Origin of the sequence: Shewanella sp. SR1 (assembly GCF_020447145.1) — a bacterium.
GTDB lineage: Bacteria > Pseudomonadota > Gammaproteobacteria > Enterobacterales > Shewanellaceae > Shewanella > Shewanella baltica.
In genome coordinates, this window is record NZ_JAJAEF010000009.1 from 203,518 (window position 1) to 215,878 (window position 12,361).

A 12,361-nucleotide genomic window follows, 5' to 3' on the forward strand; every position below is an offset into this window, starting at 1 on the left:
AGAATGAGTTTCCTCAGTAAAAATCACGATTTTCACCTATAAAAAAGGAGCCATCAGGCTCCATTTTTATATTAATTGGTCAGTCTATTATGCTGCTTTTGCCACATCGAAATTGGACAATAACATCACAGCAGTACGGCCTAATAAGTGGTTGATCGTGCGATCGCCCGCTAAGCCTAACTCAGCAATCGCTTGCTGACGTGCTGTGCTCACCGCTCTAAAGAGGGTGATTTCATTGTTGGCACCACCACAAAGACTAAAGAACAGTCTCAATACTGCGCGGTAATGTTCTTCCTGCATTGCCTGCATCCACGATGTTTCTAATGCCTCTTGGCTAGAAAAATCCAGAGCCGCAACAAATAGATTGCCGATACGGCTATCTAAACGAACGAGAAAATCGCTCTTGCGTGGAAAATGGTGACTAATACCTGTGCGGCTAATACCCGTTGCTTCAGATAACGTGGTATAAGACATAGTCTCAAAGCCGATAGTCAAAATTTGTCTTAACGCTTCATCCATAATCTGATTTATGGTTTGCTCAGTTTGTACTCGCGAGCGCTTAGCCATAGTAAAGTCTCCCCTCTTTTTTTTAGGGGGAAAGCTTACCAAAGCCGCTCAGGGATTACTGCTGTTCACTCGGCTGCAACCAGCGTATTTCGCTTTTGTTCAGCTAGGGTTCAGTTTAAAACAGGCCTAGACGCCGATTCCGTTAACACCCTCATAACATTGAATTTTGTACCAACCAGTTATGCGCTTTTTCCTCACCCATGAGTAAAACGAAGGTAGGTTGTAGATAGTGCCCAAGATCGGCTTTTCGCCAAAATAGATATTCAGGAAGGGGTTGCAACACACTCGCGCCAAAAGTCCGTTGCATTAAGCTCGAATACTCTCCTAATAACCTCGGCTCTAATTGCTCGGCTTTAGGATAAAAATACGCCATAAAATCCCGATAATCGGCGAATCTCGCCACTTGAGCCACTTCGTAGTGATGTAACACTTGTATCAGCATGGGTGAACTCCAATGCGACAAGTGTTGCGGACTTGTTAACGCATCAAGGTTGCGTCTATGGTATTGCTGCCACGCCAAAGCAAAACCCCCTCGCTCCCGCGCGATACGCCAAACCAGATAGATATCGGCTAGCCATTCATGCTGATATGCGCTCAATTGAGTCGGTAACACTGTGCCTTGCAGGGCAAGGTTCTCCAAATGACCAAGCTCATGCCATAGGGTTAATTGCGGCTGTTCGAGCAAAGGTAATTGATAAGTCACGAGATCGACACTGGCTAACTGCACTTGCGGCGTCTGCAACTCGTTGACTAAGACTAGGCCTGCAATCTTATTGTCATCGACGGGCATGACCATGGCACTTCTGCGGCCTAAATCGCGCTTAAATTGATCTAACGTGGCGGGCAGCTGCGCCAACACTTGCTTAGGCAATAATGCCAAGCAAGTGCCAAGCTCTGGTAAAGGGCAAATCAAAGCCTGCTTATCGGCAATGGGCGTCCAAGACAAGCTAGATGCGAATACCAGAGCAACTAAGCTCACTGATTAGCCATGATATTTTGAATAATCGCCGTGGTTGAAATACCATCCTCAAAGCCCAGCACTTGTACTTGACCTCCGGCGGCAATCACTTCAGCGCCGCCTGCGATATCTTCAAGCTTATAGTCGCCGCCTTTAACCAGTAGATTTGGCAGCAGTCGAGTGATAATGCGCTGCGGCGTATCTTCACTAAAAGGTACCACCCAATCGACAGAGGCTAAGCCAGCGAGCACGGCCATACGGCGATCAACCTGATTGACCGGACGACCATCACCCTTAAGGCGTTTAACCGAGGCATCATCGTTTACTGCAACAATCAAACGATCGCCTAAGGCTTTGGCTTGCTTGAGGTAACTCACGTGGCCCGCATGCAAAATATCAAAGCAACCATTGGTCATCACCACACGCTCACCGCGCAGTTTGGCCCGCTCTAAGGCATAGGCGAGCTGATCTTCACTCACCACCCCAAAACCCGATTCTCCATGATGCAAAGCTAACGCTTCGATAAGCTCAATGCGGCTCACGGTAGAAGTGCCAAGTTTACCAACCACGACGCCAGCGGCAGTGTTCGCAATCGCACAAGCTTGCGGTAAATCGGCGCCCGCGGCTAATGAGGTTGCTAAGGCAGAAATCACAGTATCGCCAGCACCCGTCACGTCATAGACTTCACGGGCAACGGTAGGAATATGCAGCTCGGGCGCATTGGCGGTCACTAAGGTCATGCCCTTTTCAGAGCGGGTAACTAAGATGGCATCAAAATTATGTTGCTTAAGTAAACCACGGGCTTTTTCCAGCAGATCCGCTTCTGAGGTCACTGCGCCAACAACGGCTTCAAACTCGCTCATATTCGGGGTAATCAATGACGCGCCCTGATAACGGCCAAAGTCACTGCCCTTAGGATCGACTAACACCATCACACCTTTTGCGCGTGCTAAGGCAATGAAATCTCGCGGCTGATCGATAGCGCCCTTCGCATAGTCAGACAACACCACCACATCGACGGAATCGAGTAAAGCCTCAGATTGCTTGAGCAAACGCACACTATCGGCCTTGTCGAAGGCTTCTTCGAAATCGAGGCGGATCAACTGCTGGTTACGTGATAACACCCGTAACTTAGTGATGGTTGGCTTGTCTGCAATGGTTAACCATTGGGGTTCAACCCCTAAGGTTTGCACGCCAAGCGTTAAGGCATGGGCGGTATCGTCTTGACCGACGAGCCCAGCAAGTTGGACTTGACCACCTAAGGTCGCGATATTGAGCGCCACGTTGGCCGCGCCGCCGGGTCTGTCTTCGACTTGATTAATCTTCACCACAGGTACGGGGGCTTCGGGGGAGATACGTCCCGTTGGGCCAACCCAATAGCGGTCTAACATCACATCGCCGACGACTAACACTCTGGCTTTTTCAAATGCTGGCAGAGAAACCTTCATAGTGCTCTTATCTTTATGCAGAAATTAAACCGTGATTGTACCTAATTTTCAGTAATAATTGAGTTAGAATAAGCAGTAATTTTCAAAAGTAGTGAGTATTTTTGTGGTCGAGAAAGCCGAGTTTTCATCTTCTTTATATCATCCTAAGCATTGGCCTATGTGGTTTGGCGTATTTTTAATGCGCTTAACTCAGCTTCTACCGCTCTCTTGGCAGATGAAACTGGGTAAAGGTTTAGGTCGCTTAGTGATGAAATTTGCAGGCAGTCGCACTCATACGGCACGCCGTAACTTGAGCCTCTGTTTCCCTGAAATGTCAGAAGCACAGCGAGAAACCCTACTCACGCGTAACTTTGAAGAAACAGGCAAAGCCATTTTCGATACCATCAATGCATGGTGGTGGTCCGATGAAAAAGTGCAGCAACACATGAGCATCACAGGCAAAGAACACGTGCAAGACACCCTCGATGCTGGCCACGGCGTCATCCTCTTTGCCGTGCATTGTTTACCGCTGGAAATGGGCGCACGTATCTTCGGCCAATTCCAACCCGGCGTGGGGGTTTATCGCCCACACAACAATCCAGTGATGGAATACCTCCAAGTTAAAGGCCGTTTACGCTCGAATAAAGGGCTTGTTTCTAAACGCGACTTGCGCCAAATGGTGCGCTGCCTGCGTAATCCCGATGTGATTTGGTACACAGCCGACCAAGACTTTGGCCGATCAAGCGCGGTATTTATCCCGTTTTATGCCATGCCAGATGCGGCAACAATTACGGGTGCCACCACGTTAGCCAAACTCGGCAAAGCCAAAGTCTTGCCCTTTTTTGTGGAACGTACCGAAGGTGATGAGGGCTATCGGATTGAAGTGATGCCACCGCTGAATAATTTCCCCGGCGAAGATGAGTTAGCCGATGCCATTCGCGGTAACAAGATTATCGAATCCATCATAGATAAAAACCGCGCCCAATATATGTGGTTGCATCGCCGCTTTAAAACCCGTCCAGATCCAACGGACAAATCTTTATATCAGTAACTCATTCAGTTTTTGAATACAAAAATGCCAGCAAATAAGCTGGCATTTTTTATGGCGACTTTCGATTACAATTGTCGATTACAACTTTCAACTTCAACTCTCTATGGCAACTCTATATGGCAAGAAGCATCTAGCGCATGAGATTACAGCGAATGCTCGGTCGGTAAACGAATACCCACGTTAGTAACTTTGCCTTCATACAGCCCCGCCACCACCCAATGCAACGACTGCCATTGGAACTGATCGCCCAGCACTGGATTTGCGCCAAGCTGTGACACCACCAGATCGGCGACTGTCATATCGTCGGCGAGATTATCTAAACTCAAGCCATAAATTGGTGCGAGATCCGCCAGCTTAACATCTGTTTCAATAAAGAAATCACCGAAGAAACGTTGTACTTCTTTATTTTCAGGCGCTTGGCTAAAGAGGTTACTCAAAGCTTCTAAACTTTTCTCCTGACCCAGCACACAGAGTATATCTCCCGCTTCGAGGCGAGTACTGCCCGATGGATGCAGTAAAGTGTCATTCCTAAATACCGCCGCAATCCGTGTTCCATCTGGCATCGCTAAGCGTTTTAGCGGTTCACCAATGCACCACTTACTTTCACTCAAACGATAGACAAACACTTCCCATTCGCTGCTCGGGTAAATTTCAACTCCCGAACGCGAAACGGGCAACGGCTTTGGGGGCAGTTCTACCTTAGCTAAACGCGCCGCAGTGGTCAAAGACGCACCTTGAACCAGTAACGATACTAATACGACAAAGAAGGCTAAGTTGAAGTACAACTGAGCGCCCGGTAAGCCCGCCATCATAGGGAACACCGCCAAGATGATAGGCACTGCGCCGCGTAGTCCTACCCACGAAATAAACCAGCGGTCGCGACTGCTGAAGCTCTTAAAGGGCAATAGGCTGATCCACACAGCGACAGGACGGGCGAATAGAATCATCCCAAATGCCAGTGCAAAACCTGGGATCAGGATATCGACTAAATCAGAAGGGGTAAGCAATAACCCTAATACCAAGAACATGCCGATTTGGCTGACCCAAGTCATGCCATCCAGTACGTTTAAAATTGCATGACGGCCACGGGTCGGCTTATTGCCGAGGAAAAGCCCGACTAAGTAAATCGATAAAATGCCACTGCCGCCGAGTTTGTTAGACGCAGCATAAATAATCAGACCACCGCTTAAGACTAAAATAGAGTACAGGCCGTCGGCTAATTTGCTCAAATTAACCAGCTTCCACAACATCCAGCCGCCACCTAAACCTAAGCAAATACCCAGACCAAATTGCTTAATAAAGCTGATAAACATAAAGCTGAAGGACATCTCAGTGTCCACATTGGCGAGAATCGCAATCAACGTCACGGTTAAAAACACCGCCATAGGGTCGTTACTACCGGACTCGATTTCTAAGGTTGCCCCAACCCGCTCGTTGAGACTGCGCCCTTTCAATAAGGAGAATACCGCGGCGGCATCGGTCGAGCCCACAATCGCGCCCACCAGCAAACCTTGCAACCAATGCAAGTCAAACAGCCATGCGGCCATCATGCCAGTGATACTGGTTGTGATAGCGACGCCAAAGGTCGCTAGCGATAATGCAGGCCACAGTGCCACCCTAAAACTGGCGACACGGGTACGCATACCACCATCGAGTAAGATGATAGCAAGCGCTAAGTTACTGACTAAATAAGCGGTGGAATAATCATCAAACAATATTCCGCCAGGGCCATCTTCACCGGCCAAAATACCCACGGCGAGGAAGATCAAAAGAATCGGGATACCCAAACGGGAAGACATGGGACTGAGTAAAACACTCACTGCAGTTAGCAAGGCGCCAATCAGAAAAAAACTATTGATGGAATTTGCATCCACAAACGCCTCCTTATACAGGTTGTTTAGTTAAACGATAGACAAATCACCGAGGTTAAAAATGACTCAACTTACAATTTTATGATTTTATATTAGCACAAAAATAGCGAATTATTGGAGCGTTAAATATTAAATTTCAATCATCTACATAGAAAACGCCATAAATGTAACTTTGCATTAACCTTGAGATAAAGGCTAACGTAAAACCTAAAGAAGCGCAGAACATTTTCACACGACTTATAAAGATTAAAATAAATAAATATCAGACAGTTAAAAATAACAAACTAAACGTAAACTTAAATCATTCAAGCAAAATTAAGCTCATAAACCTGTATAAACTAGGGTTATCATAGTGAATTCAGCACCAGACAAAACAATGTCGACTGAAACGGCGAATATTCGAACATCACTCTCAAGCCAATTGTTTTCACTCCATTTATCCGACAATCGGCTCAGCTAGGCGGACTTTGTCAGGTTGAGCATCACCCCGTTAGAAAAGTACTTTAAGAAAATGTCGCAAACGCTGTTTTCGCAAAACCAATCAATTCAGACCCCCTTAATTCGCCATCAAAGAAGACACTATGCATAACTCCAATATTTTAGACTGAGTGATCATCACAGAAACGTTGCAACACAGCAGCTTAGATCAGGGATTTGCAGCACATAGAGCAATAAAGCAGGCACAGGGTTTAATACCAATCGTATTAAATATCTGTTCATTCAGCGGGAGTTCAACGCGCTTTAGACAAGGCGAAGGCTTGAAGGCATAGTGGTGCTCTGTCGAAAGCCTTAAACGCAGTATAAAGCGCGTTGCAATGCCGTTAACATCAGCCGCCCTTCGGGAGCTACACAGGCATCCCACTCCCGTGTTGCATTGGCTTAAAAGGGAATGACCATTTCTGCGTCAATTCGCCTTGGATTGAAATGCCTGTGAGGCTCTGAACTGATTAGATATTTAATGTGATTGGTATAATGATAAGCCGAAATACTGATAATCTCAGTCGCCGATGAAAACCGTTAAAACAAAAATTAAGCGATAAATACGCTGTACGGATCATATTTCAGTTGAAATAATGTCCAAAATAAGGAAGGATGCGAGCTTCGCGCGCCAGTGCATTTTGCTCGTCAAATTGCCGCTCTCGTTTTAAGAGAGAAAGCTGCGTTAAACACGCTTTTTTATTAACAGGAATCGTAGTATCCGCTTATGAGTATGCTTCGCACCACAGCTTTATTATTGACTTTGGTTTTCCCTAGTCTGTCCGCTTTAGCAACGGAATATCCTTTACCAGCCGCCCAAAGCAGGCTAATTGGCGAGAACCAGTATTATACGGTTCCAGAGGGTAAACACACTCTCGAAGATATTGCAGCCAAATACCAGCTCGGTCTCAGTAACTTACTCGAAGCTAACCCAGGTGTAGATCCATTTCTGCCAAAGCCAGGTAGCCAACTGTTAATTCCATTACAACTGATCCTGCCTAACGCTCCCCGTGAAGGCATAGTGATCAACGTGGCCGAAATGCGTTTGTACTACTATCCAAAAGGCAAAAAGACAGTTGAAGTCCTGCCTATTGGTATTGGCCAGATTGGTAAAGACACGCCAGAAAACTGGGTGACCTCAGTACAACGTAAGCGTGCCAATCCAACTTGGACACCGACGCCACGCATTCGTAAAGAATATGCTGCTAAGGGTGAAATCCTGCCAGCAGTATGGCCAGCGGGTCCAGACAACCCTATGGGACTGTATGCACTGTATATCGGCAACTTGTATGCGATTCACGGTACTAACGCGAGTTTCGGTATCGGTTTACGTGTGAGCCAAGGTTGTGTGCGTTTACGCCATGAAGATATCGAGCACTTGTTCAAGAATGTCCCAGTGGGCACCCGCGTACAATTCGTGAACCAGCCGATTAAAGCAACCGAAGAGCCAGACGGTAAGCGCTACTTAGCCGTGCATCAACCTCTGTCTCGCACTGTGGCTGAGTTTGAATCCAATGAGCCAGTCGCGATTTCATTACCAAGAGATATCGCCAAGTTTATCGCTAAAGCTGACACTAATTCTTCTGTGATCAAAAAGCTGCTCGATGAACGTACTGGTGTACCGATGCGAATTAATCAATAATTCACTGGTAAATATCACCTAAAAAAATACCCGCTATCTGCGGGTATTTTTTTGTCATTTATTAGATAATTAAACACCTAATAGAATAACAAGATCAATCACATAAAGGTGCACATAGGGCTAAGAAGTGAGTCATAGCAGCACTGTTTGCCAATACGCGTTGATCGAAGTTTTGCAGCGCTGGTGTTTCGGTACAAGCACCCACACGGGCACCGCTTCGCACTAAACACGCTTCAAACGACGTATCGAAGTGATTGAAGATCAAGCCATCCTTCACAGGACACGCATCAATCTCGCCATCCTCAGCAATCGGGAAATAACCGCCTAAGGTATCGCGCAAATCGAGGCTAAAGCGTCCTGGCACTTGGCTTGGCTCAAAAGAATACACATAGGCTTCACGGCTCAAGACATCTTCGTGGCAAGTTAAAATACCGTCACGGCAAGCGGCAATCAGTAACTGCGCATGATCTAACAACAACTTACCTTCCACCGACGTATGTTCGTTGGCTTTAGGTTTACCATTCTCAAATACAAAACCGCGATTTGGATTTTCACCGTATTTGTTAAATCTATGGCCGCGGCTGAATCCGGTTGGATTAACGAGGGGCAATAAACTCAAGTTCACCCGTTCAAATAGGTCTGCTGACGCTTCACTCAAAAAATGCAGCAAACCCCAAGGGCCTGCAGATTCTTCGCCATGAAATCCTGCGCTGATCAATAAAGAAGGTAAGCCTGACTTAGCGGCGGGAGACTGATACAAGCTAACCTTGTATTTACCGACTTCACCCAAATTCTTCTCAACCATGCCCAAACGGGTCATTTCCTGCTCAAGCAGCAGATAAAAATTATCAATATCAGTGCTTTCACAGTTAAAAATATCGCTTTTCCACTGAAAGGATTCGAACGGGGATCTGCTTACCATATCTTGTACTTATGCCAGAAAAAGAACTGTGCCATCATAGCAGTTCTTTTTAAAAACTGAATGCTATTCAACTGATTTCGATGAAATCCGAGCAGTCGCTAACCACATCGCAATCGGTATCGATACCTGTTGATGGGTTAATCGCCACTTGGTAACGGCATTCAGCTTCGATGAGTTATTTAACGAATTCAAAAAATATGCTCGGCAGGATGCACTTATGAGAACTCACATCGCCTTTTTTATCGCCCTTGCGACCAGTGCTTTTAGCAATTCGCTGCTGGCACAATGTCGCGCCGAGCAGGATGCTCAAGCCTTATACGCGCTCGAAGCGAATCTAAAAATCTACACACTCGAAAATGGCTTGACGGTGCGCTTACTGCCCATGGCTTATAAACAGACAGTCACAATCGCCAGCCAATTTAATTTAGGCGCCCGCAACGAAGCCCAAGGTCAGAGCGGTTATGCCCATCTGTTTGAGCACATGTTATTTAAAGGCAGCGAAAATGCCCCCGGCGATACCTATGCCCAGCAGCTCAGTGCCTTAGGTGCACGTTTTAATGCCAGCACACATTTTGACTACACCAATTACTATGTGACGCTGCCAAGCCCAGCATTAGAACTGGGGCTGTATCTCGAAGCCGACCGCTTTATCCGTCCAAGCCTTAATGCCACTACCGTTAAAAATCAGCAGGAAACCGTACTGCAGGAAATGGCGCAAACCATAGATAATCAACCCTATGTCCGCAGCGCGATGGCGTTCTTACTCGACCAAGTGCAAGGCACGCCCTACGGCCACGGTATTATTGGTAGTCGCGAAGATATCTTGCAAGCCACACCTGAAAGCCTAACCGCCTTTCACCGTGCTTATTATCGCCCCGATGCGATGCAGCTTTCCCTTGTCGGCAAGTTGAGCCCACAAACCCTGCAATGGATTGAGCAAAACTTTGCGACTTGGCCTAAACCTGCGACGACTGAGCCTAGATTCACTGAGTTGAACATCCAGCCTAAACAAGTGCATGCTGAGTTAGTCGATGAGCGCGGACCTTGGCCTGGATTATTGCTCGCTTGGCATACCGTAGGTAAAAATCATCCCGATGCGGCAGCGATTCAACTGCTCGAAGGCTATTTATTTCAAAATACCGCCAGTGTAATTGCTAAAATGAGCCAGCATAATCCTGCGCAAATGCTCAGTTATTCCCTGCCCTTTGAGTTAGAAAATCATGGGATTGCCAATATTGTCTTGGTTCCGCGGGCTCGCACTTCACTCGATGCCTTAGTGGAAAAAGTACTCGGACTTGTCGCACAAACACAGCAAGAGACTCTGGATGAAACCAGCCTGTGCGCACTTAAACAAGTGTGGTTAAACAATCGATTACAACAACTCAGTGACACCCAAGCATTAGCCACGCAGCTTTCAGCGACCTCAGTTCAAGATAAAGACAATCCCTTTAGCGCGCAGTGGCAGCGGATTAACGCAGTCACGGCAGGCGATATCCAAAGAGTCGCAAAACAGTATTTTACTCAAGACTATGTGCGGGTCGACCTACTACCACCTTGGTATATTCGCTGGGGAAAAACACTGCTGGAATGGCTACCTAGTGATATGAGCGACAGCCTAGAGGATGCGGTATTATGATGAATCTAACTGCGACTCACGGACGAACTAAACAACTACAAAGCTTAATGTGCGGCGTTGTGGCGTTATTACTGAGCGCCTGCCAGCAAACACAAATCGTCTTTACGCCGACTGAACCGCCAAGCTTAGCCAGCTTTGACACGCCCTATCCTTTAAACAGTCATTTACCCGAAAGCGGCGTCATCATCCCCGCAACGGATCCAATGTTTAGCGATGAAGTCTATACCGAATTGGAATTACCATATCAGTTACATAGACTTGCTTCAGTGCAAAGCAATCATGATCTAAACAGCAATAGTCTAAGCACTCATGCTCTAAGCAGTAACAGTCTAAGCAACAGGGTCAGTTTAGCGGCGATAAGTCCGCAGGCCCCCTTCAATAATCCCGATATTTTACAGATTGCCCTGCAACAGAAAGCCCGCGCACTGGCGATTAGCCTCGCAGATCCTTGCCTTGAAACTTTCAGTATTCGCGTTAGCTTACATAGCATAAATCTAAGCCTCACCTGCCCCGACGATGTTAATCATATCTACGGCTTGCTAATCCAATTTTGGCAGCCCAATACCTTTGTTGATGCGACAACCGCCCCCGTCGATATTGATAATATTCGCCGCCAACTCAAGCTCAATAAACACTTGAATGCCTTTAGTGGCGCCGAGATAGATAAACTGTGGCGCGAAAAGCTACTCGGACCTGAACATCCCTACAATACAGTACTCAATAATGATGAGCTGTTCGATTCACTTAACCTAAAGCAGCTGCAACAGATCCAGCAGCAGGCCGCATCGCAAGCACAATGGCATCTGTTTCTACCCAATATGCAGGCTAAAAACGCCGAATTTGATCTTCAAGCCAGCATCAAACAGTGGCCTATGTTGACGAAATCGCTACCTAAATCCTTGTCTAAGTCGCCACAGCAAGCCGATAAGCTAGAAACAACTACACCTAAGCAAACCAAGAAGATTTTCCTTATCGATGCGCCGGGCAGTGTGCAGACCCAAGTCCGCCTAGGCTATCGCATAGACTATCGCATAGGCTATCGCATAGGCTATCGCATAGACCATTCCATAAATCATGCCATAGGTCATACCGTTGATAGTGAATTAGGCGATATGTCCGAGACGAGTCAACTCAGTTCACAGGAAGTCGCATTAAGCTGTCGCAGTTTATCCGCGCTGATGGGACGCAGTTTTTCGGGTAGACTCTATTATGATTTGCGGGAAAAGCGCGGTCTCACCTATGGCATTTACGGTCAATGTGCCAATGCGCCGCTGTCCAGCAGCATCAAGTTTTACGGCAGTACAGCCATAGAACATACGGGCGCGTTTGTGGTGGGCATACTTGATCACCTCGCGCTCGTTAAAACCCAAAGTGCCAGCCAAGGCGAAATCAATGCACTTAAAACCTATTTGATAGGTGAGGATGTACTCAGCCAAGACAACAGCATTCAGCGTGAAAACCAATATCTCCAACAACTTGCAACAGGATTAACTCAAGTTGATGTGCAAAAGCTGAATGCAGAGTTGCAGGCGCTAACGCCAAAAAGGCTGCAGCAGTTAGCCAACGGGGCGTTTAGCGGTGAGCCATTGATTATCTTGCGGGGCGATATCGATCGAATAATCCCAGACTTAACCTCTAAGCTGCCAGAGTGGCAGCTTGAAAGGGTCAAGGTGGACTAAATTCTGAATGCAAAAAAGCTAAAAGCTAAAAGCTAAAAGCTAAAAGCTAAAAGCTAAAAGCTAAAAGCTAAAAGCTAAAAGCTAAAAGCTAAAAGCTAAAAGCTAAAAGCTAAAAGCTAAAAGCTAAAAGC

The 12,361-nt window shown here is 46.8% G+C and carries 9 protein-coding genes; 4 read left to right on the forward strand and 5 right to left on the reverse strand.

The features are described 5' to 3' along the window. Positions 1-87: 87 nt before the first annotated feature. The 3 genes from KV201_RS11080 to hldE form a co-directional block, all read right to left on the reverse strand. Positions 88-567, reverse strand: coding sequence for a TetR family transcriptional regulator (locus tag KV201_RS11080; RefSeq protein ID WP_006082899.1), 480 nt, complete (start codon positions 565-567; stop codon positions 88-90). A gap of 151 nt (positions 568-718) precedes the next feature. Further along, entirely contained in the window at positions 719-1,546 is an 828-nt protein-coding gene (locus KV201_RS11085) for a hypothetical protein (protein WP_226059349.1), read from the reverse strand. Next, positions 1,543-2,973: a bifunctional D-glycero-beta-D-manno-heptose-7-phosphate kinase/D-glycero-beta-D-manno-heptose 1-phosphate adenylyltransferase HldE gene (gene hldE, locus KV201_RS11090; RefSeq protein WP_226059350.1), complete on the reverse strand. Its 1,431-nt coding sequence runs from the start codon at positions 2,971-2,973 to the stop codon at positions 1,543-1,545. The genes KV201_RS11085 and hldE overlap by 4 nt, the downstream gene beginning before the upstream one ends. 103 nt (positions 2,974-3,076) lie before the next feature. Between hldE and KV201_RS11095 the strand changes: the two genes are divergently transcribed. Further along, positions 3,077-4,003 (forward strand): LpxL/LpxP family Kdo(2)-lipid IV(A) lauroyl/palmitoleoyl acyltransferase, encoded by a 927-nt coding sequence (locus KV201_RS11095; protein ID WP_226059351.1) that lies wholly within the window; start codon positions 3,077-3,079, stop codon positions 4,001-4,003. Between the two features lie 143 nt (positions 4,004-4,146). Here KV201_RS11095 and KV201_RS11100 read toward each other — a convergent pair whose 3' ends face one another. Continuing rightward, positions 4,147-5,877, reverse strand: coding sequence for a potassium/proton antiporter (locus KV201_RS11100; protein WP_006082903.1), 1,731 nt, complete (start codon positions 5,875-5,877; stop codon positions 4,147-4,149). A gap of 1,201 nt (positions 5,878-7,078) precedes the next feature. Between KV201_RS11100 and KV201_RS11105 the strand changes: the two genes are divergently transcribed. After that, on the forward strand, positions 7,079-7,993 hold the full coding sequence (locus tag KV201_RS11105; protein WP_006082904.1) for a L,D-transpeptidase family protein: 915 nt from the start codon (positions 7,079-7,081) through the stop codon (positions 7,991-7,993). A 94-nt stretch (positions 7,994-8,087) separates the two neighbouring features. On the opposite strand, the gene KV201_RS11110 is transcribed toward KV201_RS11105, so the two are convergent. Beyond that, positions 8,088-8,915 carry a M14 family metallocarboxypeptidase gene (locus KV201_RS11110; RefSeq protein WP_012196740.1) on the reverse strand — a complete coding sequence of 276 codons (828 nt, stop codon included), beginning with the start codon at positions 8,913-8,915 and terminating at the stop codon, positions 8,088-8,090. A gap of 217 nt (positions 8,916-9,132) precedes the next feature. On the opposite strand from KV201_RS11110, the gene KV201_RS11115 reads away from it, so the two are divergent. Further along, a complete protein-coding gene (locus tag KV201_RS11115; RefSeq protein WP_226059352.1) occupies positions 9,133-10,551 on the forward strand; it encodes a pitrilysin family protein in 1,419 nt (472 codons plus the stop codon). Continuing rightward, on the forward strand, positions 10,548-12,230 hold the full coding sequence (locus tag KV201_RS11120; protein WP_226059353.1) for a pitrilysin family protein: 1,683 nt from the start codon (positions 10,548-10,550) through the stop codon (positions 12,228-12,230). The genes KV201_RS11115 and KV201_RS11120 overlap by 4 nt, the downstream gene beginning before the upstream one ends. Positions 12,231-12,361: the final 131 nt, after the last annotated feature.

Excerpts from the sequence above, each read along its gene's own strand:
- KV201_RS11080 (WP_006082899.1), bottom strand. The coding sequence starts at position 567 with ATGGCTAAGCGCTCGCGAGTACAAACTGAGCAAACCATAAATCAGATT.
- KV201_RS11105 (WP_006082904.1), top strand. The coding sequence starts at position 7,079 with ATGAGTATGCTTCGCACCACAGCTTTATTATTGACTTTGGTTTTCCCT.
- KV201_RS11115 (WP_226059352.1), top strand. The coding sequence starts at position 9,133 with ATGAGAACTCACATCGCCTTTTTTATCGCCCTTGCGACCAGTGCTTTT.
- KV201_RS11120 (WP_226059353.1), top strand. The coding sequence starts at position 10,548 with ATGATGAATCTAACTGCGACTCACGGACGAACTAAACAACTACAAAGC.
- hldE (WP_226059350.1), bottom strand. The coding sequence starts at position 2,973 with ATGAAGGTTTCTCTGCCAGCATTTGAAAAAGCCAGAGTGTTAGTCGTC.
- KV201_RS11110 (WP_012196740.1), bottom strand. The coding sequence starts at position 8,915 with ATGGTAAGCAGATCCCCGTTCGAATCCTTTCAGTGGAAAAGCGATATT.